Annotated in this window: 27 protein-coding genes; 18 read left to right on the top strand and 9 right to left on the bottom strand. The window is 70.8% G+C overall.

From position 1 onward, the window contains the following. Nucleotides 1-13 precede the first annotated feature (13 nt). From AC07RV_RS24265 to AC07RV_RS24230, 8 genes are all read left to right on the top strand, one after another. On the top strand, nt 14-1,654 hold the full coding sequence (locus AC07RV_RS24265) for an inorganic phosphate transporter (RefSeq protein ID WP_093340742.1): 1,641 nt from the start codon (nt 14-16) through the stop codon (nt 1,652-1,654). Between the two features lie 13 nt (nt 1,655-1,667). Continuing rightward, nucleotides 1,668-2,738: a transporter gene (locus AC07RV_RS24260; RefSeq protein WP_296787149.1), complete on the top strand. Its 1,071-nt coding sequence runs from the start codon at nt 1,668-1,670 to the stop codon at nt 2,736-2,738. 95 nt (nt 2,739-2,833) lie between these two features. Continuing rightward, on the top strand, nt 2,834-3,691 hold the full coding sequence (locus AC07RV_RS24255; protein ID WP_093340746.1) for a 3',5'-nucleoside bisphosphate phosphatase: 858 nt from the start codon (nt 2,834-2,836) through the stop codon (nt 3,689-3,691). Beyond that, nucleotides 3,688-4,665, top strand: a complete 978-nt coding sequence (locus tag AC07RV_RS24250) for a DMT family transporter (RefSeq protein WP_398499679.1) — start codon at nt 3,688-3,690, stop codon at nt 4,663-4,665. Before AC07RV_RS24255 ends, AC07RV_RS24250 begins: the two co-directional genes overlap by 4 nt. Nucleotides 4,666-4,680: 15 nt before the next feature. Next, entirely contained in the window at nt 4,681-5,316 is a 636-nt protein-coding gene (locus tag AC07RV_RS24245) for an L-threonylcarbamoyladenylate synthase (protein ID WP_296787153.1), read from the top strand. Nucleotides 5,317-5,360: 44 nt separating this feature from the next. Further along, a complete protein-coding gene (locus AC07RV_RS24240; RefSeq protein WP_296787155.1) occupies nt 5,361-6,032 on the top strand; it encodes a site-2 protease family protein in 672 nt (223 codons plus the stop codon). A gap of 26 nt (nt 6,033-6,058) precedes the next feature. Beyond that, nucleotides 6,059-7,396 carry a tryptophan--tRNA ligase gene (locus AC07RV_RS24235; protein ID WP_093340754.1) on the top strand — a complete coding sequence of 446 codons (1,338 nt, stop codon included), beginning with the start codon at nt 6,059-6,061 and terminating at the stop codon, nt 7,394-7,396. 74 nt (nt 7,397-7,470) lie between these two features. Beyond that, a complete protein-coding gene (locus AC07RV_RS24230) occupies nt 7,471-8,070 on the top strand; it encodes a response regulator transcription factor (RefSeq protein WP_057594424.1) in 600 nt (199 codons plus the stop codon). An 84-nt stretch (nt 8,071-8,154) separates the two neighbouring features. On the opposite strand, the gene AC07RV_RS24225 is transcribed toward AC07RV_RS24230, so the two are convergent. Next, on the bottom strand, nt 8,155-9,366 hold the full coding sequence (locus AC07RV_RS24225; protein ID WP_296787157.1) for a PKD domain-containing protein: 1,212 nt from the start codon (nt 9,364-9,366) through the stop codon (nt 8,155-8,157). Between the two features lie 155 nt (nt 9,367-9,521). Further along, entirely contained in the window at nt 9,522-10,940 is a 1,419-nt protein-coding gene (gene shkS, locus AC07RV_RS24220) for a surface-behavior sensor histidine kinase ShkS (protein WP_057594426.1), read from the bottom strand. A 198-nt stretch (nt 10,941-11,138) separates the two neighbouring features. Between shkS and AC07RV_RS24215 the strand changes: the two genes are divergently transcribed. Continuing rightward, entirely contained in the window at nt 11,139-11,531 is a 393-nt protein-coding gene (locus AC07RV_RS24215; protein WP_093340758.1) for a VOC family protein, read from the top strand. On the opposite strand, the gene AC07RV_RS24210 is transcribed toward AC07RV_RS24215, so the two are convergent. Next, the gene (locus AC07RV_RS24210; protein WP_093341244.1) at nt 11,532-12,935 is read right to left on the bottom strand and encodes an aminotransferase-like domain-containing protein; all 1,404 of its coding nucleotides are present in this window, start codon (nt 12,933-12,935) and stop codon (nt 11,532-11,534) included. It abuts the gene before it with no gap. Nucleotides 12,936-13,316: 381 nt separating this feature from the next. On the opposite strand from AC07RV_RS24210, the gene AC07RV_RS24205 reads away from it, so the two are divergent. From AC07RV_RS24205 to AC07RV_RS24170, 8 genes are read left to right on the top strand one after another with little or no spacing between them, the layout of a single operon-like run. Then, a complete protein-coding gene (locus AC07RV_RS24205; protein ID WP_057594427.1) occupies nt 13,317-13,799 on the top strand; it encodes an MSMEG_0572/Sll0783 family nitrogen starvation response protein in 483 nt (160 codons plus the stop codon). 3 nt (nt 13,800-13,802) lie between these two features. Then, the gene (locus AC07RV_RS24200; protein WP_296787161.1) at nt 13,803-14,876 is read left to right on the top strand and encodes a Nit6803 family nitrilase; all 1,074 of its coding nucleotides are present in this window, start codon (nt 13,803-13,805) and stop codon (nt 14,874-14,876) included. Next, entirely contained in the window at nt 14,839-15,909 is a 1,071-nt protein-coding gene (locus tag AC07RV_RS24195; RefSeq protein WP_296787189.1) for an MSMEG_0568 family radical SAM protein, read from the top strand. The genes AC07RV_RS24200 and AC07RV_RS24195 overlap by 38 nt, the downstream gene beginning before the upstream one ends. Nucleotide 15,910: 1 nt before the next feature. Next, nucleotides 15,911-16,471, top strand: coding sequence for an MSMEG_0567/Sll0786 family nitrogen starvation N-acetyltransferase (locus AC07RV_RS24190; protein WP_296787163.1), 561 nt, complete (start codon nt 15,911-15,913; stop codon nt 16,469-16,471). Continuing rightward, nucleotides 16,468-17,481 (top strand): sll0787 family AIR synthase-like protein, encoded by a 1,014-nt coding sequence (locus tag AC07RV_RS24185; protein ID WP_296787165.1) that lies wholly within the window; start codon nt 16,468-16,470, stop codon nt 17,479-17,481. Before AC07RV_RS24190 ends, AC07RV_RS24185 begins: the two co-directional genes overlap by 4 nt. Next, nucleotides 17,474-18,694, top strand: coding sequence for an MSMEG_0565 family glycosyltransferase (locus tag AC07RV_RS24180; protein WP_296787167.1), 1,221 nt, complete (start codon nt 17,474-17,476; stop codon nt 18,692-18,694). The genes AC07RV_RS24185 and AC07RV_RS24180 overlap by 8 nt, the downstream gene beginning before the upstream one ends. Further along, entirely contained in the window at nt 18,685-18,963 is a 279-nt protein-coding gene (locus AC07RV_RS24175) for an MSMEG_0570 family nitrogen starvation response protein (RefSeq protein WP_057594432.1), read from the top strand. Before AC07RV_RS24180 ends, AC07RV_RS24175 begins: the two co-directional genes overlap by 10 nt. Nucleotides 18,964-19,000: 37 nt before the next feature. Then, nucleotides 19,001-20,326, top strand: coding sequence for an MSMEG_0569 family flavin-dependent oxidoreductase (locus tag AC07RV_RS24170; protein WP_296787170.1), 1,326 nt, complete (start codon nt 19,001-19,003; stop codon nt 20,324-20,326). An 11-nt stretch (nt 20,327-20,337) separates the two neighbouring features. On the opposite strand, the gene AC07RV_RS24165 is transcribed toward AC07RV_RS24170, so the two are convergent. The 3 genes from AC07RV_RS24165 to AC07RV_RS24155 form a co-directional block, all read right to left on the bottom strand. Then, entirely contained in the window at nt 20,338-21,111 is a 774-nt protein-coding gene (locus tag AC07RV_RS24165) for a sulfite exporter TauE/SafE family protein (RefSeq protein WP_296787172.1), read from the bottom strand. Nucleotides 21,112-21,199: 88 nt separating this feature from the next. Further along, complete coding sequence (locus AC07RV_RS24160; RefSeq protein ID WP_296787173.1) at nt 21,200-22,099, bottom strand: LysR family transcriptional regulator; 900 nt, start codon at nt 22,097-22,099, stop codon at nt 21,200-21,202. A gap of 27 nt (nt 22,100-22,126) precedes the next feature. Then, nucleotides 22,127-23,107, bottom strand: a complete 981-nt coding sequence (locus AC07RV_RS24155) for a LysR family transcriptional regulator (RefSeq protein WP_218159345.1) — start codon at nt 23,105-23,107, stop codon at nt 22,127-22,129. Between the two features lie 122 nt (nt 23,108-23,229). Between AC07RV_RS24155 and AC07RV_RS24150 the strand changes: the two genes are divergently transcribed. Then, nucleotides 23,230-24,459 carry an MFS transporter gene (locus AC07RV_RS24150; protein WP_296787175.1) on the top strand — a complete coding sequence of 410 codons (1,230 nt, stop codon included), beginning with the start codon at nt 23,230-23,232 and terminating at the stop codon, nt 24,457-24,459. Nucleotides 24,460-24,475: 16 nt separating this feature from the next. Here AC07RV_RS24150 and AC07RV_RS24145 read toward each other — a convergent pair whose 3' ends face one another. From AC07RV_RS24145 to AC07RV_RS24135, 3 genes are all read right to left on the bottom strand, one after another. Further along, entirely contained in the window at nt 24,476-25,351 is an 876-nt protein-coding gene (locus tag AC07RV_RS24145; protein WP_296787177.1) for a D-alanyl-D-alanine carboxypeptidase family protein, read from the bottom strand. A 73-nt stretch (nt 25,352-25,424) separates the two neighbouring features. Further along, a complete protein-coding gene (locus tag AC07RV_RS24140) occupies nt 25,425-25,784 on the bottom strand; it encodes a hypothetical protein (RefSeq protein WP_057595890.1) in 360 nt (119 codons plus the stop codon). Between the two features lie 99 nt (nt 25,785-25,883). Next, complete coding sequence (locus AC07RV_RS24135) at nt 25,884-26,267, bottom strand: roadblock/LC7 domain-containing protein (RefSeq protein ID WP_093340783.1); 384 nt, start codon at nt 26,265-26,267, stop codon at nt 25,884-25,886. Between the last annotated feature and the right edge of the window lie 29 nt (nt 26,268-26,296).

Genomic DNA, 26,296 nt, shown 5'->3' with positions numbered 1-26,296 from the left:
CCAGAACGCTCCCATGAACACGCTCGCCGCCCCGAATACGGACATGCCGGCCGCGCCGGCAGGGTCCGCAGCCCACCGCCCGAAGCTCGACGCCCGGCCCGGTCCGGTCGCCCTGATCACCTTCGTCGGCCTGCTCGCCGTCGGCCTGCTCTACACGGCCTGGAGCCTGGTGAGCGACGTGTCGGACTCCGGCGCGCCCATGACCACCTGGGTGCCCTACATCCTGCTGGGCGTGGCGCTGCTGATCGCGCTGGGCTTCGAGTTCGTCAACGGCTTCCACGACACCGCCAATGCGGTAGCGACCGTGATCTACACCCACTCGCTGCCGCCGAACTTCGCGGTCGTGTGGTCGGGCTTCTTCAATTTCCTGGGCGTGCTGGTCTCCAGCGGCGCGGTGGCCTTCGGGATCATCGCGCTGCTGCCGGTGGAGCTGATCCTGCAGGTGGGCTCGGGCGCGGGCTTCGCGATGGTGTTCGCGCTGCTGATCGCCGCCATCATCTGGAACCTCGGCACCTGGTGGCTGGGGCTGCCGGCCTCCTCCTCGCACACGCTGATCGGCTCGATCATCGGCGTGGGCGTGGCCAATGCGCTGATGCACGGGCGCGACGGCACCAGCGGCGTGGACTGGGCGCAGGCCACCAAGGTCGGCTATTCGCTCTTGCTGTCGCCGCTGGTGGGCTTCGGCTGCGCCGCGTTGCTGCTGCTGGCGCTGCGCGCCTTCGTCAAGAACCGCGCGCTCTATGAAGAACCCAAGGGCAGCGAGCCGCCGCCGTGGTGGATCCGCGGCCTGCTGATCCTGACCTGCACCGGCGTCTCGTTCGCGCACGGTTCCAACGACGGCCAGAAGGGCATGGGCCTGATCATGCTGATCCTGGTGGGCACGGTGCCGATGGCCTATGCGCTCAACCGCGCCATGCCGGCCGACCAGACGGTGAAGTTCGTCGCCGTGGCCGAGGTGGCGCAGGGCGCGATGCAGCGCAGCCTGCCGACCTCGCTGCCCGCGCTGCAGCCGGCGGCCGCGCGCGATTCGCTCGCGACCTACGTGCGCACCCGCGAGTTCAACGACACGGTGGTGCCCGCGCTGGCCTCGGTCACCGGCAGCATCGCGCAGCAGGTCAAGCAGCACGGCTCGCTGGCCCGCCTGCCGGCCGACGCGGTGGCCAACGTGCGCAACGACATGTACCTGACCTCCGAGGCGATTCGCCATCTGGACAAGAGCGGTGCCGCGCGCTTCGACGCCGACACCAAGGCCCGCGTCGGCGCGCTGCGCCAGGAACTCGACGACGCCACCCGCTTCATCCCGCTGTGGGTGAAGGTGGCAGTGGCGATCGCGCTCGGCCTGGGCACCATGATCGGCTGGAAGCGCATCGTGGTGACCGTGGGCGAGAAGATCGGCAAGACCCACCTGAGCTATGCCCAGGGCGCCTCGGCCGAGGTGGTGGCGATGGTGACCATCGGCGCGGCCGACATGTACGGCCTGCCGGTCTCGACCACGCACGTGCTGTCCTCGGGCGTGGCGGGCACCATGACCGCGAGCGGCTCGGGCCTGCAGATGTCCACGCTGCGCAACCTCGCGCTGGCCTGGGTGCTGACCCTGCCGGCGGCGATGCTGCTGTCGGGCGGGCTGTACTGGTTCTTCACGCACCTGTTCTGAAGCATCGCGCACCTTGCCGGCACTCCATGACCTGGCCGCCAATTCGTATGGCGGCGACGAAGCCGGGCTGATCTGCGGCTACCTGTTCGACCCCGGCGCGTCGGGCCCCGACGCCTCGCGCGAGATCGATTCGAGCCAGGCCGCGGCCTGGCTCGACGCCCTGCCGCCCGACGAGGAGCTGGCCGCCGCGCCTGCCGAAGGCGCCTACGCGGGCCCCTATGCGTGGCTGCACTTCAACCTGAGCCATGCCCAGGCCGAGCGCTGGCTGCAGCGCCATGCGCGGCTGTCGGACACCTTCTACGAGACGCTGCACGACGGCCTCCCCTCCACGCGCATCGAGCGCGCCGACGATGCGCTGATCGCGGTCATCAACGACGTGCACTTCGATTTCAGCTTCGAGCCCTCGGACATCTCGACGCTGTGGATCGCGGTCGGCGCGCGGCTGGTCGTGACCGCGCGCAGCAAGCCGCTGCGCTCGGTCGACGCGCTGCGCACCGCGGTCAAGGCCGGCGACGCGCCGCGCTCGAGCACCGAGCTGCTCGAGCACCTGCTGCGCGCGCAGGCCGACGTGCTGGTGAAGATCGTGCGCGGCGTGACCGGCCGGGTCGACCGCATCGAGGACGAACTGCTGGCCGGCCGGCTCGACAACAAGCGCGCCCGCCTGGGCCTGATGCGCCGGCTGCTGGTGCGGCTGCAGCGGCTGCTGGCGCCCGAGCCGGCGGCGCTGTTCCGGCTGCTGCAGCGCCCGCCGGGCTGGATGGCCGAGGACGACACGCAGGAGCTGCGCGGCGCGACCGAGGAGTTCTCGGTGGTGCTGCGCGACATGCAGGCGCTGCAGGAGCGCATCAAGCTGCTGCAGGAAGAGATCGCCGCCAACGTCAACGAGGACAACAACCGCAGCCTGTTCGTGCTGACGGTGGTCACGGTGCTGGCGCTGCCGATCAACATCCTGGCCGGCCTGTTCGGCATGAACGTCGGCGGCATCCCGCTGGCCGAGCACAAGCACGGCTTCTGGATCGTGGTCGCGATCGTCGCCACCTTCACCGCGGTGGCCGCCTGGGCCGCTTTCAGGAAGAAGCGCTGAGCCGCTCCACCGCTGCGGTTAATGCTATTTATCTAGTAGCAAATACGAGCACCCATGCGACCGTGTCGACAGGCCGGAGCGCCTAGAATCGACCGGTGTCCTCCATTCTCAATGCCGACCTGCACTGCCACTCCGTGGTGTCCGACGGCACACTGACGCCCGAAGAACTCGCCGTGCGCGCCGCCAGCAATGGCGTCGACCTGTGGGCGCTGACCGACCACGACGAGATCGGCGGCCAGCACCGCGCCGCCGCCGCCGCGCGCGAGAACGGCATGCGCTACCTCACCGGCACCGAGATCTCGGTCACCTTCGCGGGCGAGACCGTGCACATCGTCGGCCTGGGCTTCGACCCCGACGACGCCGCCATGACCCAGGGCCTGTACGACACCCGCGGCGGCCGCGGCAAGCGCGCGCAGGAAATGTCCGAGGGGCTGGCCAAGGTCGGCATCCAGGGCGCCTACGAAGGCGCGCTGCGGTTCGTCGGCAACCCCGAGCTGATTTCTCGTACCCACTTCGCGCGCTTCCTGGTCGAGCAGGGCCACTGCCGCGACACGCCCGAGGTGTTCCGCAAGTACCTCACCGAGGGCAAGCCCGGCTACGTGCCGCACCGCTGGGCCACGCTGAAGGACGCGGTGCACTGGATCACCTCGGCCAAGGGCCTGGCCGTGATCGCGCACCCGGGCCGCTACAAGTTCAGCGCCAACGAGGAGTACGCGCTGTTCCTCGAGTTCAAGGCGCATGGCGGCCAGGCGATCGAGGTCGTCACCGGCAGCCACACCCCGGCCGAGTACGTCGAGTACGCCGACAAGGCGCTCGAGTTCGGTTTCGCCGCCTCGCGCGGCAGCGATTTCCACAGCCCCGACGAGAGCCACTGCGACCTCGGCAAGCTGCCGCCGCTGCACGCTTCGCTCACGCCGGTATGGGAACTGCTCGCTCACCGAATACAAGCGTGAGCCAGCTGTCCGGGACCGCGACCGAGAGCGCCGCCACCCAGGCGCTGGCCCAGGCCCGCGCCGCGGCCCAGGCCGCCTCCAGCCGCGAATCCGAACGCATCCTGGCCGGCATCGGCCTTGTGGTGCTGGCCGTGGCCTGCTTCGCCACGCTCGACACCGCCACCAAGATCTCGACCGCGAGCGTGCCGATCCTGATGGGCGTGTGGTTCCGCTATGCCTTCCAGGCCGTGGCCACCACCGCCGTGCTGCTGCCGCTGCGCGGCACCGCGCTGCTGCGCACCGCCCATCCGCGCTACCAGGCGCTGCGCGGCGCGCTGCTGCTGGGCTCGAGCCTGTTCGCCTTCATGAGCCTGCGCTACATGCCGCTGGCCGAGTTCACCTCGATCGTGCTGATCGCGCCGCTGGTGATCACGCTGCTGGCGGCCACCACGCTCAAGGAGCATGTCTCGCCGCTGCGCTGGACGCTGGTGGCGGGCGGCTTCGCGGGCACGCTGGTCATCCTGCGGCCCGGCGGCGGTGCCTTCAGCTGGGCCATCCTGCTGCCGATCGGGCTGGTGATGACCAACGCCTGGTTCCAGGTGCTCACGAGCAAGCTCGCGCAGACCGAGAACCCGCTGACCATGCACTTCTACACCGGCTGGGTCGGCACCCTGCTGGCCTCGCTGGCCGTGCCCTTCGCCTGGACCGCGCTGCCCTCGTGGCACTGGTGGGCGCTGCTGTGCCTCATGGGCCTGATGGGCACGGTGGGACACTTCATGCTGATCCTCGCCTACCAGCGCGCGCCGGCCTCCACCCTCACGCCCTACCTCTATGCGCAGATCGCGTTCGCGATGCTCGGCGGCTGGCTGATGTTCTCCCACGTGCCCGATGTCGTGTCGCTGGTCGGCATGGCGATGATCGCCGTCTGCGGCGCGGCCGGTGCCTGGCTCACCGTGCGCGAGCGCCGCGTGCCGATCGAACCGGCGGAATCCTGATCAGGAGCGTTTTTCATGGCCCAGTACTTCGAAGTCCACCCCGAGAACCCCCAGCAGCGGCTGCTCAAGCAGGCCGCGGCGCTGCTGCAGCGCGGCGAGATCGTCGCCGTGCCCACCGACTCCAGCTATGCGCTGGCCTGCCACCTCGACGACAAGGACGCGGTCGACCAGCTGCGCCGCATCCGTCAGGTCGACGACAAGCACCACCTGACCTTGATCTGCCGCGACCTCAGCGAGCTCGCGAACTACGCGCGCGTGGACAACAAGCAGTACCGCCTGCTGAAGGCCGCCACGCCCGGCCCCTACACCTTCCTGCTCGAAGCCACCAAGGAAGTGCCGCGGCGCGTGAGCCATCCCCAACGCAAGACCATCGGCCTGCGCGTGCCCGACCACAAGGTGCTGCTCGAGCTGCTGGCGCTGCATGGCGCGCCGCTTTTGGCCACCACGCTGATCGCGCCCGGCGAGACCGAGGCGCTCAACGACGCCGAGGTCATCCGCGAGCGCTTCGAGAAGCAGATCGCGGGCGTGATCGACGCCGGCGCCTGCCCCTCCCAGCCGACCACCGTGGTCGACCTCACGCCCATGGGCAGCGGCGACGATCCGGTGGTGGTGCGGCAGGGGCGCGGGGCGCTCTCGGTGCTGGGCCTGTGATGCGACCCTCGTTCTTCTCTTGTTCCGTCTGACACAATCTCGCAGTGGATATCTCCAATCTGATACAGACGGTCCTGATCTATGCGCTGCCCGTGATCTTCGCGATCACCGTGCACGAAGCCGCGCACGGCTACGTGGCGCGCTACCTCGGCGACAACACGGCGGCGGTCATGGGCCGCGTCACGCTCAATCCGATGAAGCACATCGACCCCATCGGGACCATCCTGATGCCGCTGATGCTCTACTTCGCGACCTCGGGCGCCTTCCTGTTCGGCTATGCCAAGCCGGTGCCGGTCAATTTCGGCCGGCTGCGCCATCCCAAGCGCGACATGGTCTGGGTGGCCCTGGCCGGTCCGGCCTCGAACTTCATCCAGGCGATCCTCTGGGCCGTGATCTGGGCGGTGCTCATCGGCGTGGGCGTGCAGGAGCCCTTCTTCGTCAAGATGGCGCAGGGCGGCGTGCTGGTCAACCTCGTGATGTGGGCCTTCAACCTCTTTCCACTGCCGCCGCTCGACGGCGGCCGCGTGCTGGCCGGGCTGCTGCCCAACGGGCCGGCGCAGAATTTCCTCGCTCGCATCGAGCCCTACGGTTTCTTCATCGTGATGGGCCTGGTGCTCGCGGGCATCGTCAGCAAGTTCTGGCTGATGCCGCTGATGAGCGTGGGCTACGAGGTGCTCGATCTGCTGATCGGGCCGCTGCAGGCCCTGTTGCGTTGATGTTGCGTTAGTTTCCAGTTCCGACCATGGCTTCGTCCTCCCCTTCCCCGCTGCGCGTCCTCACCGGCATCACGCCCTCCGGCACGCCCCATCTCGGCAACTACGTCGGCTCGATCCGCCATTCGGTGCGCCAGAGCGTCGCACCCGGCGTCGAGAGCTACTTCTTCCTGGCCGACTACCACGCCCTCATCAAGGTGCAGGAGCCCGCGAAGATCCAGCGCTCCACGCTGGAGATCGCCGCCAGCTGGCTGGCCTGCGGGCTCGATCCCGAGCGCGTCACCTTCTACCGCCAGTCCGACATCGGCGAGATCCCCGAGCTCACCTGGTTCCTGACCTGTGTCACCGGCAAGGGCATCCTCAACCGCGCCCATGCCTACAAGGCCCAGGTCGACAAGAACACGGCCAAGGGCGAGGACGTCGATGCCGACGTCACCGCGGGCCTGTTCATGTACCCGGTGCTGATGGGCGCGGACATCCTGATGTTCAACGCCCACAAGGTGCCCGTGGGCCGCGACCAGGTGCAGCACATCGAGATGGCGCGCGACATGGCGCAGCGCTTCAACCACCTCTATGGCGATCACTTCACGCTGCCGGACGCCGAGATCGACGAGGCCGTCGCCACCCTGCCCGGCCTCGACGGCCGCAAGATGAGCAAGAGCTACAACAACACGATCCCGTTGTTCACGCCGCGCGCCCAGCTGCAGAAGCAGATCGCGAGCATCGTGACCGACTCGCGCGCGCCCGGCGAGCCCAAGGAGACCGAGGGCTCGGCGCTGTTCCAGATCTACCAGGCCTTCGCGAGCGCCGACGAAACGGAAGCGCTGCGCAAGTCCTACGCCGAGGGCATCGCCTGGGGCGACGCCAAGCAGGTGCTGTTCGAGCGCATCGACCGCGAGGTGGCGCCGCTGCGCGAGCGCTACGAGGCGCTGATGGCCGACCCGGCGCAGATCGAGCGCACGCTGCTCGTCGGCGCCGACAAGGCGCGCGCGCTGTCGCGCCCGTTCATGACGCGGCTGCGCCACGCGGTCGGCCTGCGCAACCTGGCCGACGCGGGCGACGGCGCCAAGGCGCGCAAGGGCGGCAAGGGGGCCGGCAAGGCCGGCTTCAAACAGTACCGCGAGCGCGACGGGATGTTCTATTTCAAGCTGCTCGACGCGAGCGGCGAAACCCTGCTGCAGAGCCGAGCATTCGCCTCGCCGCAGGAGGCCGGCCGTACCATCGCGGCGCTGCAGGAGCAGCGCGGCGCGGCCTTGACGACTTATGCGGATCGGCTCGAGCCGATCGCCACGGATGAAGGATTGCGCGCCGCGAGCGAGGCGCTGGAGGCACTGTCGGAGGCCACCGCCACCACCAAGGGCGGATGATCCGGCAACCGCCATCGGCCCATCCGCCGGTGGACGTGAAGAGAGAAGACGGTGCGATCACAAAGGAAGAAAACATGAGCATATATGTCATCGACGACCACCCCCTGATGCGCGACGCGATCGTGATGGTCCTGCGGCGCCTTCGTCCGGCCGAGAACATCGTCGAGCTCGAACGGCTCGACAAGCTCGCGAGTTCCGTCGCGCAGCGCGGAGCGCCCACGCTCTTCTGTCTCGACCTGAAGCTGCCCGACACCAACGGCGTTTCGGGCGTGATCGCGGTCAAGCAGGTCTATCCCAACGTGCCGATCGCCGTCTATTCGGCGGCGCCCTCGGCCGACATGGAAGACGCCTGCATCGAAGCCGGTGCCGACACCTACATCGAGAAGTCGGCCAGCTCGGCCGAGCTGGCGGCGGCCCTGCGCGGCCTGCTGATGGCCGGTTCGGAAGAAACCGACGAGCCGCCGCTGGCCAGCAACAGCAAGCTCTCGAAGCGCCAGACCCAGCTGATCGCCATGCTCGACAAGGGCATGAGCAACCGCGACATCGCCACCGACCTCGAGATCAGCGAGCACACGGTGAAGGTTCACCTGTGGCGCTTGTTCCGCCGCCTCGGCGTGAAGAGCCGCACGCAGGCGCTGCACTACGCGCGCACGAACGGGTTGCTGTCGGGCTGAGGCCCTTGCGGCAGTGCAGTGAACGAGCCGCGCCCCTGGGCGCGGCTTTTTCTTTTCAGGCGCGGGGGGGTATCGGTTCCGGCCTCAAGGCAGCGTCTTGCGCTGGTAGGCCACCTGCTGCGTCACCTCGAGCAGATAGCTCGCTTGCGTCGCCCCGGCTGCTTGCGGATAGACAGCCGCGTTGAGATCGAGCATCACGTCCTCCGAGAAATCCGCACTGAAGCGCTTCGAGTAGACGTCGAAGCTCGCGACCGGCGTGAGGAGGTCGCTGGCATTCACGCGCAACCGGACCGTGATCTCCACGGCAGCCTCCCAGCCCTCGGGCGCGTTCTCGGGCAGCACCGCACCCACGATCCGATAGCGCGCCTTCGGACGCACCGGCAGAACTCCCGGATCGTCGGGCAGGTAGACCATCCGATTGCCGTTGAGCGAGAAGTAGAGCGACGCGCCCGTGCTCTTGCCGAATGGCGTGCGTGCCAGCGCAACGATGTCCGGCGAAATTTCATAGCTCGTGCTGACCGGCGTCGCCGGTGCATCCGCGGGAAACACGCCCAGCCTGGGCGTTCCCAGGACCGTGGAAATGAAGACGGGCAAACGCTCGGGCTCGAGCCCGAACAGGCTGCCGAGCCCGCGCGACCGCACCTCGAAATCGGATGGAAGGCTTCCTACCCTGTTGCAATCTCTCGCGTTGACGTCGACCGGCCAGAAGTCGCGTACATGGTCTCCAGCGCGCCAGGCTTGGCAGTCCGAGTACGAGCCCGATCGGCCCGGATCGACCGCGGCGACGGTTTCGACCAGCGCGAACTTGAACAGCGGGCCTGTAGCGGCGGGTAGCACGGGCGTGACGGTGAGGTACGCCGGCTCGCTGTCCTTCACGCCATCGTTCACCACCAGCCGCACGACATAGTCGCCTTGCTCGTCGAGCAGCAGCGACGGCTTCGCGCCATTCGCATCGGCCAGCACCGACTGGCTGCCCAGCGGCTTGGACTGCAGCATCCAGGCATAGCTCAGCGACCGCCCCGCCGAAGCCTTGCTGCCACTGCCGTCGAGCGTGGCGACCAGCCCCAGCGTGCCCGCCGAAGCCTTCGCAGCCGCGGCGACCGGCGGCGCGTTGTCGGTGGGCGTGGGGGTTTCGGGTTCCGAGGGGCCGGACGGACCGGAAGGACCGCCCGTCGCGGGCGGAGCAACCGGCGGCAGGAAAGCGAAACCGGCGGAACCACCGCCGCCTCCGCCACCACATGCGCACAACATCGCGACCAAGGCCGCTCCCACGGCGTATCTGAACTTGTGGATCATCTCTGCGGGCCCTCCCGTGCCCTGTCTTGAAAGAACGGAACCGGCCTGCTGGATGCGGCTCTGCGGTTCCGTTTCGAGATGGCGGGGAAGATAACAGCAGCGGGCACCTCGGCCCTGCGCCAAATCCCTAGGTCGGCCCGACGACGCGGAGGCTCTCAGCCCACCGCCGCGCTCACCCGCGCCTGCGCCACCGCCTCGTCCGCATCGTGCAGTGCCACGCGGAACACGCTGCCGCTGCCCAGGCGCGAGCGCACGCTGACCGGGTGGCCCAGCACGTGCGACAGGCGCGCGACGATCGCCAGGCCGAGGCCGAAGCCGTCGGAGGTGCCGGCATGGTCGGCCACCTTGTAGAACTCGAGGAACACGTCACGCAGGTGCTCGGGCGCGATGCCGATGCCGGTGTCCCAGACCTCCACGCGCATGCCCTCGCGGGTGCGGCGCGAGGCCAGCAGCACGCCGCCCTCGGGCGTGTACTTGATCGCATTCGCCAGCAGGTTGCCGATCATGCGGCGCACGCGGATCGGGTCGGTGAGGAAGCTGCCCTCGGTCACGTGGACGCGGAAATCGAGCCCCTTGCTCTCGGCCACGGGGCGGTACTGCAGCTCGAGGTCCTGCAGCAGCTCGGCGATGTCCACGCGCTCGATGTGCAGCCGCACCTGGCCCGAGTCGATACGCGCGAGGTCGAACATGGAATCGAACAGCGCATTGACCGCATGGGTGGCGCGCACGATCTTCGGTGCCAGCTCGAGCACCAGCTCGGGCTCGTTGCGCAGCCAGTCGGCGTACAGCGACAGGGCCAGCACCGGCTGGCGCATGTCGTGCGCGGCGCTCGCGAGGAAGCGGTTCTTCATCGCCACGGCCGCCACCGCCGCCTGCCGCTGCTGGGTCAGCGACTTGATCAGGATGTGGTTGTGGAACAGCAGCTCCAGGCTGTTGCGCGCGGTCTCGTGGATGTGATGACCGGCGCGCAGCAGGAGGTACCAGTGCAGCGTGGGCAGGATCGGCAGCAGGAAGCCGTACTGGAACTGCGGATGCTCGAGGTTGATGACCACCAGCCGCACCAGCACCGAGCCGAGCACGGTGGCGAACAGCGTGTTGACGAAGCGCTTGAGCAGCGGCGGGTGCAGCGCCAGCCCGTTGAGCGGCGAGGTCGCGACGCCCGCGATCACCAGCCAGCTGATGAACTGGTTGACCTGCGGCACGCGCTCGAAGAACAGCAGCACCGACAGCCCCCAGACGAAGGCGCTGGCGGTCCAGACGAAGGCATAGCGGTCGGCGTACTGCTGCTGCGCCAGCGCGCTGCGCCCGACGTAGCGCACCGCGTACACGCGCGCGGCCCAGGCCCGGCAGGCCATCGAGATCAGGCCGGCGGTGAGCCAGGTCAGCACCTCCCAGCGCGGCAGCGCCGACCAGTTGAGCGCCGCCATGCCGACCATCAAGGTGCCCGACACGAGGTAGGAACCGCGCGCCGAGCGCATCAGGCTGCGGATCAGCTCGCCGCGCACCCAGGCCTCGGCCTCGTCGGCGGAGGCCGGCACGGGCGTGAGGCTGGTGATCGAGGCGGCGGTCGCCATCAGGCAGCGCCTTTTCTTCGGTAGCGGGCCAAAACCATGGATGAGGGTGCGGGTGGAGCCGGCGGCCGGAACGGCGTTCCGGCCAGTCCGGCGATCTTACCGGGCTGTAGGCCGGTGTTTCACGCCGTAACAACCGGCCGGGATAGCGCGGCCCTTGAGGCACGATAGCCGTCCCCCTCGCTTCCCGGGCCTGCCGCCATGCTTTCCCACGTATTCCTCGGCGTGAGCGACTTCGAGCGCGCCTTCGGCTTCCATGCCGCCCTCATGGCCGAGCTCGGCCATGCGCTGCGCTTTCGCGACGACAGCCGCCCCTGGGCCGGCTGGCAGCGCCCCGATGCGCCGCGCCCGCTGTTCCTGATCGGCGCGCCCTTCGACGGCCAGGAGCCGGCGGTGGGCAACGGCCAGATGGTCGCGCTGCTGGCGGCCGACCGCGCCACGGTCGACCGCGTCCATGCCGCGGCGCTGGCCCACGGCGGGCGCTGCGAGGGCCCGCCCGGGCTGCGCCCGCACTACCACGCCAACTACTACGGCGCCTACTTCCGCGATCCCGATGGCAACAAGCTCTGCGTCTGCTGCCACGACCCTGCCTAGCTAGAAGGCTCTTTCCTGCACCGTCGCGTGCGGATGCAGCGGATGCGTCAGCGTGTCCGCGATCAGCCGCAGCGCGTCGTCGCACTCCTCGCGCGACATCGGGCCGCCGAGGCAGATGCGCACCGCGTCGGGCGGATCGCCGTCGGTCGAGAAGGCCGCGCTCGCGACCACGCCCACGTTGCGCGTGCGCAGGAAGGAGGCGAACTCGACCGGGCTCCAGCCCGGCGTGAGCGGCAGCCAGGCATGGAAGCCCTCGGGATGGGCCTGCAGCCCGTGGCCGCCGAGATGGCGCGCGGCCAGCAGCTGGCGCGCGGCCGATTCGGCGCGCACCGCCTGCAGCATGGCGTCGGCCGTGCCGTCCTCGACCCACATCGTGGTCAGCGCATTGGTGACCGGCGAGGCCATCACCGTGGTGGCGCGCAGGGCGCCCGCGAGCCGCTGCGACTGGCGCGCGGTCGGCGCGCAGACATAGGCGCTGCGCAGCCCCGCGCCGAAGCACTTGGAGAAGCCGGTGACGTAGTAGGTGAGCGCGGGCGCCAGCGTGGCGAGCGTGGGCGGCATCTGGCGCGGCAGCATGCCGTAGGCGTCGTCCTCGATGATCGGCACTGCGTAGCGCAGCGCCACGTCGGCCAGCGCCTCGCGCCGCGCGCGGCTCACGGTGCCGGTGGTGGGATTGAGCAGGGTCGGGTTGCAGTACAGCGCCTTGGGCTTCAGGGTCTTGCAGGCGTGCTCGAAGGCATCGGCGATCGGGCCGTCGTCGTCGAGCTGCAGCGCATGCAGCTGCACGCCGAGCTGGGCCGCGATGGCCTTGATGCCCGGATAGGTCAGCGACTCCACGCACACCAGCTCGCCGGGCCGCGCGAGCTGCGAGATCAGCGCGGTCAGCACGCCGTGGATGCCGGGGCACACGAGGATGCGGTCGACGCCGGCCTCGGGCACGTGCGGGCGCAGCCACTGCATCGCGGCCTCGCGGTCGTGCACCGTGCCGCCGAAGTCCTGGTAGCGCAGCAGGTCGTAGAGGTCGGCCTGCGCGAAGGCCTGCGCGGCGCCCTCGTGCATGCGCGCCACCAGGTGCTCGTCGCGCGGCTCGGGCGGCATGTTCATCGTCATCTCGGCGCCGCTGCCGCCGCGCAGCCGCAGGCTCGGGCTGCCGGTGCGGATGAAGGTGCCGGTGCCCGCGCGCGAATCGATCAGCCCGCGCTTGCGCGCCTCGGCATAGCCGCGCGCCACGGTCGTGTAGTTGAGCTGCAGGTCCGCCGCCAGCTCGCGCAGCGTGGGCAGACGGTCGCGCGCGCCGAGCCGGCCGGTGCGGATGTCGTCGGCGATCAGGTCGGCCAGCAGCAGGTAGGCCGGCTTGGCGCTGGCGCGCAGCTGCTTGCGCCAGTGCAGCGTGATGGGGGCGATCGGGGCGGTGTCGGTGGCGGCCACTTGATTGCATCCATTGATTGCATCGGGGGACCGATCAACCCGCAGGAAACGTGCCCGTCCCCTGGGGGTTACCAGGGCCGGCGATGCCTCGAACGGGTGCGATCAACCCCATTGATCGGGTGCATTGATCGCACGCCGAACGCTTCGCCACGGTGCGGCCCGGCCCGCCGCGAACGCCGCGCGACCCGCTCGCGGCACCCGCGCGAAATTTTTTTCGCGCCCGCATGCGGCACCGCTGCGCCTTGATCGCAACTTGATTGCATCGCGGGCCCCGCGCCTTGGCACATGGCATGCGAAGAAGAAGGCGCGCAGACGCTGCTGCGTTCCTCTCCTTCATCCCTTTCACCGGAGTACCCCATGCCCACCGTGACCCGTCCCCGCAACGAAAAAGGCGAGTTCCTCGTCGACTACGAAGAGAAGGTGTTCGAAGACGTGAAGGCCGAGCCCGGCGAGAAGGCGCTCGTGACCTTCCACACCGTGGCCTTCGAAGGCTCGATCGGCTTCGTCAACCTGCTGCAGGCCACCCGCCTCAAGCGCAAGGGCTTCGAGACCTCGATCCTTCTCTACGGCCCCGGCGTCACGCTGGGCGTGCAGCGCGGCTTCCCGACCCTGGGCGACGAGGCCTTCCCGGGCCACCAGAACTTCAACAAGCAGATCGCCACCTTCATCGCCGAGGGCGGCAAGGTCTACGCCTGCCGCTTCGCGCTGCAGGCGCTCTACGGCCACGGCGAGGGCGCGCTGATCGAGGGCATCAAGCCGATCAACCCGCTCGACGTGCTCGACCTGATCCTGCTGCACCGCAAGCAGAACGCCTTCATCCTCGACACCTGGACGCTGTAAGCGATGGCCACCGCACCCCGCATCGTCCGCGCCGCGGCGATCCAGATCGCGCCGGACTTCGACCGTCCCGACGGCACGCTCGATCGGGTGTGCAGCGCGATCGACGAAGCCGCTTCAAAGGGCGCGCAGCTCGCGGTCTTTCCCGAGACCTTCGTGCCCTACTACCCCTACTTCAGCTTCGTGCTGCCGCCGGTGCTGCAGGGCGCGCCGCACCTGCTGCTGGCCGAGCGCGCGGTGGTGGTGCCCGGCCCGGTCACGCAGGCCGTGGCCGAGCGGGCGCGCGTCCGCGGCGTGGTGGTGGTGCTCGGCGTGAACGAGCGCGACCACGGCAGCCTCTACAACACACAGCTGGTGTTCGACGCCGACGGCACGCTCGCGCTCAAGCGCCGCAAGATCACGCCGACCTACCACGAGCGCATGGTCTGGGGCCAGGGCGACGGCGCCGGGCTCAAGGTGGTCGACACCGCCATCGGCCGCGTCGGCGCGCTGGCCTGCTGGGAGCACTACAACCCGCTGGCGCGCTACAGCCTGATGGCGCAGCACGAGGAGATCCACTGCGCGCAGTTCCCGGGCTCGCTGGTGGGCCCGATCTTCGCCGAGCAGATGGAGGTGACGATCCGCCACCACGCGCTCGAGTCGGGCTGCTTCGTGGTCAACGCCACCGGCTGGCTCAGCGACGAGCAGATCCGCAGCGTCACGCCCGACCCGAACCTGCAGAAGGCGCTGCGCGGCGGCTGCCACACGGCCATCGTCTCGCCCGAGGGCCGGCATCTCGCGCCGCCGCTCACCGAGGGCGAGGGCATGGTGATCGCCGACCTCGACATGGCGCTGATCGCCAAGCGCAAGCGAATGATGGATTCGGTGGGCCACTACGCGCGCCCCGAGCTGCTCTCGCTCGCCATCGACGACCGGCCCGCGGCCACCACCGTGCCGATGCACACCCTTTCTTCCCACCCACGGAGCCCCGACCATGACGACGACCGCCGCCCTCGCACCGAATCCCGCACCGAATTCCGCGCCGGTGGACAGCCGCCAGCTGATGACGGAGCTCCAGTCCTTCGGGTTGCGGCTGGTTGATCCCGGCGCGGGTGCCGCCAGCCGCCGCGGCGGCGCCGGCCCCTCGGACCACAAGGCCGTGCTGGTCGACGGCCACACGATCATGGTGCCGGTGCACACCGCGAGCGCCTGGCATTCGCCGTTCACGGCCGAGGCGCCGAACGCGCAGGGCGTGAGCCGCGTGATGCGCGGCAGCATCCCGATCGCAAACATCGCCTTTCCGCGCCAGCCGCGCTTCTATGCGATGCAGACCTTCGACGGCGTGCCCTATTCGCACATCGCCACCTTGCACGGCAGCGACGTGCTCGCCACCACCGTGCTGCAGACCTGCATCCGCTACGAGAGCCGGCGCAAGAGCTGTAAGTTCTGCGCGATCGGCCAGTCGCTCGCGGCCGGCCGCACCATCGCGCACAAGACGCCGCAGCAGCTCGCCGAGGTGGCGCGCGCAGCCGTGCTGCTCGACGGCGTGAAGCACATGGTGCTGACCACCGGCACGCCCAACGCCACCGACCGCGGCGCGGCGGTGCTCTGCGAGAGCGCCTTCGCGATCAAGGCTGCGGTCGACATTCCGATCCAGGGCCAGTGCGAGCCGCCCGACGACGACCGCTGGTTCCAGCGCATGAAGGCCGCGGGCATCGACACGCTGGGCATGCACCTGGAGGTGGTCACGCCCGAGGTGCGCGAACGCATCATGCCGGGCAAGGCCAGCGTGCCGGTGTCGCGCTACATGAGCGCCTTCGAGGCCGCGGTGGCGGTGTTCGGCCGCGGCCAGGTCAGCACCTACATCCTCGCGGGTCTCGGCGATTCGCGCGAGGCCATCCTCTCGATCTGCGACGAACTGCTCGCGCGCGGCGTCTATCCCTTCGTCGTGCCCTTCGTACCGATCAGCGGCACGCCGCTCGAGGACCATCCCGCCCCCACGCCCGAGTTCATGAAGTCGCTGCTCGAGCCGCTGGGCCGGCGCGTCGCGGCGGCCGGGCTGCGCTCGGCCGACATCAAGGCCGGCTGCGGCAAGTGCGGCGCCTGCTCGTCCCTGTCCGTCTACGAGGCCTGAGATGAAGACCGCCAAAGCCTGGAGCGAGCTGCCGCTGGCCTACGCGCCGGTCGAATACCTCGTGCGCGAGGCTTCCCAGCAATGGGAACGCGACGAGGCGATGGCGCTGCGCCGCGCCGTCTTCTGCATCGAGCAGGGCATCTTCGCGCGCGACGACCGCGACGCGATCGACGACCACGCGCTGCTGCTGGTCGCGATGTCGTGCAACGCCGGCATGCCCGAGCAGGTGGTGGGCACGGTACGCATCCACCGCGGCGCGGCCGCGGGTGAATGGTGGGGCTCGCGGCTCGCGGTGCACCCGGCCTTCCGCAGCCAGGGCCACCTGGGCGCGACGCTGATCCGGCTCGCGGTGTCGCGCGCCCATGCGCTGGGCTGCACGCTGTTCCTCGCGCAGGTGCAGCTGCAGAACGAGCCGCTGTTCCGCAAGCTCGGCTGGACCACGCTCGGCGAATGCGAGGTGCAGGGCCGCCCGCATGCGCGCATGCGCGCCGACCTCGGCTTCTATCCGCCCTGCCACGACCCGGTCAGCGGCTTCGTCACGCGCGCGAAGGTGCCGCGATGAGCCGCGCCGCCGAGATCGCCGAAGCGCTGCGCGCCACGCGCGGCTTCGCCCACAAGCGCGACATCAGCGAGGTGGTGGCCGCGCTGGGCCGCTCGCTGCCCGGCGGCCACGCGGCGCTCGCGCAGGCCGTGCCCGTGGGCGACGACTGCGCCGCCATTCCCGACGGCCGCGGCGGCTACCTGCTGTTCGCGATCGAGGGGCTGGTCGAGGACTTCATCGTGCGCATGCCCTGGTTCGCGGGCTACTGCGGCGTGATGGTCAACGTGAGCGACATCTACGCGATGGGCGGGCGCCCGACCGCGGTGGTCGATGCGCTGTGGAGCAGCGGCATGAACCCGGCCGACCAGGTGCTCGGCGGCATGGCCGAGGCCGCGGCGCGCTACGGCGTGCCGATCGTCGGCGGCCACAGCAACAACCGCAGCGAGCGGCCGCAACTCGCGGTCGCGATCCTCGGCCATGCGCGCCGGCTGATCACGAGCTTCGATGCGCGGCCCGGCGACCTGCTGGTGATGGCGGCCGACCTGCGCGGCGCCTACGAGGAGCCCTTCCCCTACTGGAACGCCTCGACGCGCGCGCCGGCCGCACGGCTGCGCGCCGACCTCGAGCTGCTGCCCGCGCTGGCCGAGGCCGGCCTGTGCCGCGCCGGCAAGGACATCAGCATGGCCGGCGCGGTCGGCACCGCGATGATGCTGCTCGAATGCTCGGGCGTCGGCGCCTCGATCGAGCTCGATGCGCTGCCGAAGCCCGAGGGCGTGCCGCTGCTGCGCTGGCTGTCGTCGTTCCCGAGCTACGGCTTCGTGCTCAGCGTCGCGCCCGCGCAGCTCGCGCGCGTGCTCGCGCGCTTCGCGGCGCGCGACATCGCCTGCGGCGTGATCGGCACCGTGGACCCCAGCCGCACCGTGCGCCTGCGCGCCGATGGCGAGGAGGCCCTGCTGTGGGACTTCGGCCGCGATGCCTTCATCCAGCCGCCGGCGCCGTCCGGCCTGCGCGAGGAGGCCCGCCATGGCTGACGACGACCTCGAGCGCCCGCTGCGCATCGGGCTGCTCACGCATTCGGTCAACCCGCGCGGCGGCGTGGTCCACACGCTGGAACTCGCGCGTGCGCTGCACGAGGCCGGCCATGCCGTCACCGTGTTCGCGCCGGCCGCGCCGGGCCAGCGCTTCTTCCGCGAACCGCCCTGCCGCGCCGAGCTCGTGCCGGTGCACGGCACGCCGGCCGACACGGTGGCGATGGTGCGCACGCGCATCGCGGCCTTCGTCGATCACCTGGGCGCGCTGCTCGAGCACGAGCGCTTCGACGTGCTCCACACCCACGACTCCATCGGCGGCAATGCGCTGGCACGGCTGCAGGACATGGGCCGCATCGAGGGCTTCGTGCGCACGGTCCATCACCTCGACGACTTCGCCGATGCGCAGCTCGCGCACTGGCAGCACCAGGCCTTCGTTCGCGCGCGACAGGTGTTCTGCGTGAGCCGGCTCTGGTGCGAGCATCTCGCTCGGCAGCACGGGATCGCGGCGCAGGAGGTGGCGAACGGCATCGACACCGCGCGCTTCTCGCCGCGCATGCAGGCCGGCGACGCGGCGCTCGCGCGGCGGCTCGGTCTGCGCACCAGCGCGCCGGTGGTGCTGGCCGTCGGCGGCGTCGAGGAACGCAAGAACACGCTGCGCCTGCTCGAGGCCTTCGCACTGCTGCGGCAGCGCCCGGGCCAGGCCGATGCGCAATTGGTGATCGCGGGCGGCGCGAGCCTGCTCGACCACAGCACCACCATGCAGGCCTTCGCCAGCGCGCTCGCGCGCCTCGGGCTGGCCGAAGGTCCGGACCGCGCCGTGCGGCTCACCGGGCCGCTGGCCGATGAGGACATGCCCGCGCTCTATCGCCTGGCCGACGTGGTCGCGATGCCCTCGCTGCGCGAAGGCTTCGGCCTGGTGGTGCTCGAAGGCCTGGCGAGCGGCCGGCCCGTGGTGGCCTCGCGCATCGCGCCCTTCATCGACTACCTCGCGCCCGAGGACGTGAGCTGGGCCGACCCGCTCGATGCGGGCTCGATCGCGCAGGCCTTGGCCGATGCGCTCGCGCGGCGCGACGACGCGCGCATCGCGCGATCGGCGGCCCGGCTCGCGCGGCACTTCAGCTGGGCCGAGAGCGCGCAGCGGCACGTCGCCCTGTACCGCGAAGGCCTGCGCCGCCCCCACGCCATCGAGACGAGGACCGCCCCATGCCGGTGATGCATTTCCAGGTGCGCTGGCCCGATGCCAGCGAATCGCGCTGCTACTCGCCCTCGCTGGTGGTGCGCGACTTCCTCGCGCCCGGCGAACGCTATGCGCTCGACGATTTCCTGCGGCGCACGCGCGAGGCGCTCGGCATCGCCTCCGAACGCGTGCGCGCGAAGTACGGCTTCGCCTGTTCGCAGGCGATGGACCAGCTCGCCGAGATCGAGCGCATCGCCGCGCGCTTCGAGCCCGCCGCCGAAGTCACCGTGCTGGCCTTCGACTGACCTCCCCCTTGCGCCCCCATCGAGAAAGAGAGACCCCATGTCCCACCCCACCCATCCCGAGCATCCCTACGGCGGCCGCAGCCACTACAGCGTGGCGATCGTCGGCGGCGGACAGGCCGGCCTGTCGCTGAGCCACTGCCTGCAGCAGCGCGGCATCGACCACCTCGTGATCGAGAAGCGCAGCCTGGTCCACAGCTGGCGCACGCAGCGCTGGGATTCGTTCTGCCTGGTCACGCCCAACTGGCAATGCCAGTTGCCGGGCTGGCCCTACCAGGGCGACGATCCGCACGGCTTCATGGTCAAGGACCAGATCAACGACTGGCTCGCGGGCTTCGTGGCGCAGGTGAAGCCGCCCGCGCTCGAGGGCGTGACGGTGCAGCGCGTGGTGCACGTGCCGCAAAGCGGCGAGCGCGGCCGCTACGAGGTGCAGACCGACGCCGGCCTCTACACCGCCGACCAGGTGGTGGTGGCCTCGGGCGGCTACCACAAGCCGATCGTGCCGCGGCTGGCCGAGAAGCTGCCGGCCTCGGTGGCGCAGTACCACTCGGCGCAGTACCGCAACCCCGCGCAACTGCCCGAGGGCGCGGTGCTGGTGGTGGGCTGCGGCCAGTCGGGCGCGCAGATCGCCGAGGACCTGCACCTGGCCGGCCGCAAGGTCTACCTGGCCACGGGCGACGCACCGCGCTGCGCGCGCTTCTACCGCGGCCGCGAGGTGGTCGACTGGCTGGCCGACATGCAGTACTACGACATGCCGGTCACCGCCCATCCGCTGCGCGAGGGCGTGCGCGACAACACCAACCACTACGTGACCGGCCGCGACGGCGGGCGCGACATCGACCTGCGGCGCTTCGCGCGCGAGGGCATGGAACTGTTCGGCCTGCTGACCGACCTGGACCAGGGCGTGCTGCAGTTCCAGCCCAACCTGCGCGAGCACCTCGACCATGCCGACCGCATCTACAACGGCATCAACGCCTCGATCGACAAGTTCATCGCCACCAACGGCATCGAGGCGCCGCCGCCCTCGGTCTACGCGCCCGTGTGGGAGCCGGCCGAGGAACGCACCCGGCTCGATCTCGCGGCCGCGGGCATCACCAGCGTGCTGTGGTGCATCGGCTTCTCGCCCGACTTCGCCTGGGTCGACGCACCGGTGTTCAACGGCCGCGGCCACCCGGTGCACCAGCGCGGCGTCACGCGCGAGCCGGGGCTGTATTTCCTCGGGCTGCCGTGGCTGCATACCTGGGGTTCGGGACGTTTCTCGGGCGTGGCGCGCGACGCGGAATTCCTCGCCGAGGCGATCGCCGCGCGGCGCGCCGAACCGCGCGCGGAACCCGAGGTCGCGCCGCCCCGGCTGCAGGCGGCCTGAGCGCACGGGCTTCAGCCCATCGCGTAGCGCACGATCAGGAAGGCGCCCGAGCACAGCACCGCGAGCGCGACCACGCGCAGGAACTGCTCGCGCGACAGCCGCAGCGTGATGCGCCGGCCCAGCGCGGTGCCCAGCAGCATCGCGGGCAGCAGCAGCACGGCGAGCGCGAGGATCGAGATCTCGCCATACACGCCCGCTGCCAGGAACAGCAGCGCGCGCGTGAGCGTGCTGAGGCCGATCAGCGTGGACTGGGTGACGCGCACGCGTTCCTTTTCGTCGATGCGGCCCGCGAGATAGATCGCGTAGATGAAGCCGCCGCTGCCGAACATGGCCGAGAAGATGCCGCCGACGAAGCCGAAGGGCACGGCCGCGCGCGCCGAGAGCCGCGCGACCGGCCGCCAGCCGCTGAGCGCATACAGCGCATAGGCGACCGCGAAGATGCCCAGCGCCAGCAGCATCGCCTGCGGCCGCCCGAGCAGCAGCAGCGCGGCGCCCACGAGGCTGCCGAACGCCATCAGCGGCACCAGGCGGCGCAGCTCGGCGCGGTCGGCCGCGCCGGCGTCGCGGCTCACGTTGACCACGGCCGCGACGAAGTCGAGCAGCGCCAGCAGCGGCACGACCGTGGCCACCGGCACGAACTGCGCGAGCACGGGCCCGGCGACCAGCGCGGTGCCGAAGCCGGCGATGCCGAAGATCACGTAGGCCGCGACGATGCCGGCACAGATGGCCAGTAGCTGCAGCGGCGTGAAGGGCAGCAGGTGCTGCAGGGACGACGAAAAGGTCATGGGCGTTCGCTTCGTGGGGGCGAACGCGAATCTAGGCGCTCGCGGCGCGCCGCGCCAATGCCGAATGCGACGCGCGGCGATCTCGAAATCAGATCGATGGCGCGAACGCGGCCTGCAGCGACTCGCGCAGCGCGAGCGCATGCCGCGGCCCGCCCTCGCGCCACAGCACCAGCACGCCGCTGCGGCAGCCCTCGCCGTCGAGCGGCAGCGCGCGCACGCCCGCGGGCGCCTGCGCGGCCATCGAGGCCGGCACGATCGCGAGGCCGAAGCCGGCCTGCACCAGCGCGAGCTGCGACCACTTGCGCGAGCGCACCTGCGCGCCCACGGGCTCGAAGCCCTCGGCGCGGCACAGTTCGGCCACCGCATGGCTGAGCCCGCCGCGCTCGCGGTACGGTAGCGCGACGAAGGGCTCGGCGCGCAGCTCGGCGAGCCGCAGCCGCGCGCGCCCGGCCAGCGCGTGCGCGGCGGGCAGCAGCACCACCAGCGGCTCGTCGAACAGCGGCGCATGGCCCACGCCCGGATGGCGACGCAGCACCGGCGCGCGCGCGAGTCCGATGTCGGCGCGGCCCTCGGCGATGTCGAGCGCCTGGTGCTCGGACGAGGCCTGCGCGACCTCGATCGCCACGCCCGGACAGCGCAGCGCATGCGAGCGCAGCGCGCCGAGCAGCACCGGCGACAGCGGCACCGAACTCGAATGCAGCAGCTGCACCGTGCCCTCGATGCCGCGCTGCGCCTGGCGCGCGCCCAGCGCGGCGGCATCGAGCGCGCGCAGGATCTGGCGCGCGTCGGCATACAGCGAGCGGCCGGCCGGCGTCATCTCGAGCTGGCGCGTGCCGCGCTCGAGCAGCGGCACCTGCAGCTGCGTTTCCATCTCCTTGACCTGCCGGCTCAGCGCCGACTGCGCGATGTAGAGCCGTTCCGCCGCGAGGCTGAAGCTGCCGGCATCGACGATGTCGACGAAGTAGCGCAACTGCTTGTGGGTGAGCATGAAGTCCTCCGCTGGCGTCGCCGTGCCTCAGGCCACCACGCCCGCGAGCGAATCGGCCACGTCGATCGCGCGCGGCAGCGCGGCGCGCACCGCCTCGATGAAGTGCCGCAGCTTGGCCGACTGGAAGCGCGTCTGCGGATAGACCAGGTACACCGGCAGCGGCGGCGCCTGCCATTGCGGCACCAGCCGCAGCAGCCGGCCGCGCGCGATGTCGTCGTTGAGCAGCCAGGCCGAGCCCATGCAGGCGCCGAGCCCCAGCACGGCCGCGTTGCGCAGCGCGTAGAGGCCGTCGGTGCTCAGGCGCGGGCGGATCGGCACGCGGCATTCCTCGCCGGTCGTCACGTGCGAGAGCCGCAGCTCGGTGCGGTAGAAGGTGCGCAGCGCCAGCCAGGGCAGCGCCGCGAGCTCGGAGGCATGCGCGATCGGCGGCCGGCCTTCCATCAGCGCCGGCGCGGCGGCCACGATGCGCGGGATCTCCGACAGCTTGAGCGCCACCACCGAGGGGTCGTCGATCTCGCCGACCTGGATCGCGCAGTCGATGTTCTCGGTGATGAAGTCGGGGCGCCGGTCGTGCAGCAGCCATTCGACGTCCACGCGCGGATGCTCGCGCAGGTAGCGGTACAGCGGATGCATCAGCAGGTCCTGCCCGAGCGCATGCGGCGCGATCACGCGCAGCGTGCCCTCGGCCGCGCGGCCGGCGCCGCGCAGCTCGTCCTCGAAGGCGGCCCAGTCGGCCAGCAGCTCCTTCGCGCGCACGAAGCAGCGCTCGCCGTCCTCGGTGAGCTTCATGCCGTGGGTGGAGCGCCGCAGCAGGCGCAGGCCGAGCGAGCGCTCGAGCGCCTGCAGCCGCCGGCTCACGGTGGGCTGGCTCATGCCGAGCTGGGCTGCGGCCGCCGACAGGCTGCCGGCCTCGACGATGCGCACGAAGGTCTGCATGAGCTCGACGCGGTCGGCCGGGGCGCTGGCGACCGGAACGGCGGGCGTTGCGGGGGCGGAATTCGTTGCCATGGCGCGATTTTGCGCCTTGTATGCATCAGGCGTATATACGTTGTTCGCTGCCGAGGACTACCGTTCGAGCGCTCAGCCCTGCAAACTCCGCGCACTTTCCGCCGAATCCAAGGGTAAATACCATGTCTTCCATTCAAGCAGCGCATGCGGGTGCCGAACCGCTGGCACCGGCCGCGCCGGCCCTGCCCGCCTCGCTGGTGCTGCTGCTCGCCAGCGGCGCCGGCTTCGCGGTGGCCGCCCTCTATTACAGCCAGCCGATGCTGGGCGTGCTCGCGGCCGACATCGGCGCGCCGACGCGCACGGTCGGCTTCGTGCCCACGCTGACCCAGCTCGGCTATGCGCTGGGCATCCTGTTCCTGGCGCCGCTGGGCGACCGCTACGACCGGCGCCGCATCATCCTCGCGAAGGCGGCCGTGCTGTGCGTGGCATTGCTGCTCGCGGGCGCCTCGCCCTCGGTCGGCATGCTGCTGGCCGCGAGCCTGGCGATCGGGCTGGCCGCCACCATGGCGCAGGACATCGTGCCCGCCGCCGCCACGCTGGCGCCCGAGGCCAGCCGCGGCAAGACCGTGGGCACGGTGATGACCGGGCTGCTGTTCGGCATCCTGCTGTCGCGCGTGGTCAGCGGCTTCGTGGCCGAGCACTTCGGCTGGCGCACGATGTTCGTGGCCGCCGCCGCCAGCATCGCGCTGATCGGCGCGGCCGCCTGGCGCGGGCTGCCGCGCTTCAAGGCCACCACGCACCTGGCCTACGGCGCGCTGCTGCGCTCGCTCGCCACGCTGTGGCAGCGCCACGGCGCGCTGCGCCGCGCGGCCTGGGCGCAGGGCCTGATCTCGATCGGCTTCAGCGCCTTCTGGTCCACGCTGGCCGTGATGCTGCACGGCGAACCCTTCCACCTCGGCAGCACCGCGGCCGGCGCCTTCGGCCTGGCGGGCGCGGCCGGTGCGCTGGCCGCGCCGCTCGCGGGCCGGCTGGCCGACCGCCGCGGCCCGGAACTGGTGACGCGGCTGGGCGCCGCGCTGGTGGTGGTCTCGTTCGCGGTGATGGCGCTCGCGCCGCTGATGGCGCCGGGCGCGCAGCTCGCGGTGATCGTGGTGGCGGTGGTCGGCTTCGACCTCGGCGTACAGGCCACGCTGATCGCGCACCAGACCATCGTCTACGGCATCGAGCCCGGCGCGCGCAGCCGGCTCAACGCGGTGCTGTTCACGGCCATGTTCATCGGCATGGCGATCGGCTCCGCGGTGGGTGCGCTGGCACTCGCGCAATGGGGCTGGGCCGCGGTGACGGCACTGGCGATCGTCTCCTCGGCCGCGGCGCTGGCCGTGCGGCTGTGGCCGATGTCGGGCCGCGCCTGACCGCGGGCCGCGGCGCTCAGGCCGGCGCCGGCACCGCCGCCGGCATCGAGAAACCCTTGCGCAGCAGCGCCGCCGCGAGCCGGGCACAGACCACGCGGTCCGGCGCGCCGAGCACCACGGCCAGCAGGCGCCGGCCCTCGTGCGCCGCGGTGGCGATCTGATGTGCGCCCGTCGCGGGCGAGAAGGCCGCGGCCAAACCGTCGACACCGCGCACCGTGCCCAGCAGCAGGTTGACGTTGGGCAGCGCCTGCTCCCAGGGATCGAGCCGGGTCTTGCCCGCGATGGCCGCGAGCGCCGGATGCTCGTGCATCAGCCGCGCGGCCAGCCGCAGCACGTCGCCGGCATTGCTGCGCGCGCTCTCGTCCTGGCCCGCGGGGCAGGCGAAGCGGGTGTCGCGCAGGCCCCAGGCCGCGGCCTGCCGGTTCATGGCCTCGACGAAGGCCTCGGTGGTGCCGCTGTGCCAGGCGGCGAGCGCGAAGGCCGCGCTGTCGGACGAGGCGATCAGCACGGCCTCGAGCAGGCGCTGCACCGACAGCCGCACCATGGCCTCGGCGCCGACCGCGACCGGCGTGCGCTCGGCGCGGCGGTCACGCCGTTCGGCGACCAGCTTGCGCTCCACCAGCATCGCGGTCGCGAGCTTGGCGAGGCCGGCCGGCGGATAGCTGCCGGCCGCGGGCTCGTGGCCCAGCAGCCGGTCGGCCGCGAGGTCGTAGAGCGCCCAGCTCGCGGCCGGCGGCAGGGCCGGCGCGGCCTGGTCGCGCGGTGCCTCGGCGGGCGCGGACGACAGCACCCGCGCGGCTTTCCAGTCGAGCCCCGCGGCCTGTTCGAGGTCCGGCGGCAACTGGTCCGCTGCGACGATGCGGTACGGCGGGGCGGGGGGAAAGGGCTTCAATCGGCGGTGTCCGGCGTGGGGTCGGCGGCGTGGTGCGTGCCGCCGGCATTGTCCGTTGCCGACGCGCGCCGCGTCAGACGGCCAGGGCCTGCTCCACGTCCTGCGTCTTGCGGCGCGCGAGCGCGAGGTTCGACTTCGACTTGTCGAGCACCAGGTAGACGAACAGGCCCTCGTGCTTCTGCAGCGGACGGATGATGTGGTACTGGCGGCCGAGCGTGATCAGGATGTCCTCGATCGTGTCGTTCAGGCCGAGCGCGCGCATGGTCTTGTTCTTGGCGCGCACCACCTCGGTATTGCCCGCGGCCGCCACTTCGAGGTCCACGCCCGAGCCGACCTGACCCAGGATCATGCCGCTGCCGGAATCGACCAGCGCCGCGCACAGCGCGCCGTCGATCGTCATCAGTTCGTCCATGGATTGCTTGATATTTGCCATCGGTGTCTTTCGTAGTCCATCGCCCTGAGGATCGGCCGCCACCCGGGCGAGTGATGAGCGGCAGCCGGTTGGTAAGAGTGAAGAGAGGAGGCGCGCGCCTCAGGCGCGCTGCAGCGCCAGCGTCGCCTGCTTGGCGAAGTACAGGACCTGGCCGATGACCGCGTCCTTGCCCGCGACCACGCTCACGATCAGGTCGGCCTCGTCATGGCGCGCCTGCAGCATCAGGATGTGGCCCAGCGCGGACTCGATCGCAACGTTCTCGCACTGGCCCAGGCCGCTCTCCTCGCCGGCCACCGCGCCGAGCGCGGCCAGCGAGCTCGCGATGGCCGACAGGCGCGCGACCTGCGCGGTGTTCTCCACGCGCGCGGCCAGCTCGAGGCCGTCCTCGGTCGAGATCACGACGGCCTTCACGCCCTTGATCTCGCGCATGAGCGTGTCGACGGCGGACTCGGCGGCGTCCTTGAGGCGGGGTGGGATGTTCATGTCGGAAGAGAAAGGAAAGAAAAGGAGCG

The sequence above is a fragment of the Variovorax sp. GW821-FHT09B01 genome, from assembly GCF_059418345.1.
Note: the sequence above shows the minus strand (reverse complement) of the source record. Positions and strands in the feature narration are given on the sequence as shown.

Bases quoted from the DNA above. Each gene is read 5' to 3' on its own strand.
- AC07RV_RS24265 (WP_093340742.1), top strand. From the start codon at position 14: ATGAACACGCTCGCCGCCCCGAATACGGACATGCCGGCCGCGCCGGCA.
- AC07RV_RS24245 (WP_296787153.1), top strand. From the start codon at position 4,681: ATGGCCCAGTACTTCGAAGTCCACCCCGAGAACCCCCAGCAGCGGCTG.
- AC07RV_RS24235 (WP_093340754.1), top strand. From the start codon at position 6,059: ATGGCTTCGTCCTCCCCTTCCCCGCTGCGCGTCCTCACCGGCATCACG.
- AC07RV_RS24230 (WP_057594424.1), top strand. From the start codon at position 7,471: ATGAGCATATATGTCATCGACGACCACCCCCTGATGCGCGACGCGATC.
- AC07RV_RS24225 (WP_296787157.1), bottom strand. From the start codon at position 9,366: ATGATCCACAAGTTCAGATACGCCGTGGGAGCGGCCTTGGTCGCGATG.
- shkS (WP_057594426.1), bottom strand. From the start codon at position 10,940: ATGGCGACCGCCGCCTCGATCACCAGCCTCACGCCCGTGCCGGCCTCC.
- AC07RV_RS24215 (WP_093340758.1), top strand. From the start codon at position 11,139: ATGCTTTCCCACGTATTCCTCGGCGTGAGCGACTTCGAGCGCGCCTTC.
- AC07RV_RS24205 (WP_057594427.1), top strand. From the start codon at position 13,317: ATGCCCACCGTGACCCGTCCCCGCAACGAAAAAGGCGAGTTCCTCGTC.
- AC07RV_RS24200 (WP_296787161.1), top strand. From the start codon at position 13,803: ATGGCCACCGCACCCCGCATCGTCCGCGCCGCGGCGATCCAGATCGCG.
- AC07RV_RS24195 (WP_296787189.1), top strand. From the start codon at position 14,839: ATGACGGAGCTCCAGTCCTTCGGGTTGCGGCTGGTTGATCCCGGCGCG.
- AC07RV_RS24190 (WP_296787163.1), top strand. From the start codon at position 15,911: ATGAAGACCGCCAAAGCCTGGAGCGAGCTGCCGCTGGCCTACGCGCCG.
- AC07RV_RS24185 (WP_296787165.1), top strand. From the start codon at position 16,468: ATGAGCCGCGCCGCCGAGATCGCCGAAGCGCTGCGCGCCACGCGCGGC.
- AC07RV_RS24180 (WP_296787167.1), top strand. From the start codon at position 17,474: ATGGCTGACGACGACCTCGAGCGCCCGCTGCGCATCGGGCTGCTCACG.
- AC07RV_RS24175 (WP_057594432.1), top strand. From the start codon at position 18,685: ATGCCGGTGATGCATTTCCAGGTGCGCTGGCCCGATGCCAGCGAATCG.
- AC07RV_RS24170 (WP_296787170.1), top strand. From the start codon at position 19,001: ATGTCCCACCCCACCCATCCCGAGCATCCCTACGGCGGCCGCAGCCAC.
- AC07RV_RS24165 (WP_296787172.1), bottom strand. From the start codon at position 21,111: ATGACCTTTTCGTCGTCCCTGCAGCACCTGCTGCCCTTCACGCCGCTG.
- AC07RV_RS24160 (WP_296787173.1), bottom strand. From the start codon at position 22,099: ATGCTCACCCACAAGCAGTTGCGCTACTTCGTCGACATCGTCGATGCC.
- AC07RV_RS24155 (WP_218159345.1), bottom strand. From the start codon at position 23,107: ATGGCAACGAATTCCGCCCCCGCAACGCCCGCCGTTCCGGTCGCCAGC.
- AC07RV_RS24150 (WP_296787175.1), top strand. From the start codon at position 23,230: ATGTCTTCCATTCAAGCAGCGCATGCGGGTGCCGAACCGCTGGCACCG.
- AC07RV_RS24140 (WP_057595890.1), bottom strand. From the start codon at position 25,784: ATGGCAAATATCAAGCAATCCATGGACGAACTGATGACGATCGACGGC.
- AC07RV_RS24135 (WP_093340783.1), bottom strand. From the start codon at position 26,267: ATGAACATCCCACCCCGCCTCAAGGACGCCGCCGAGTCCGCCGTCGAC.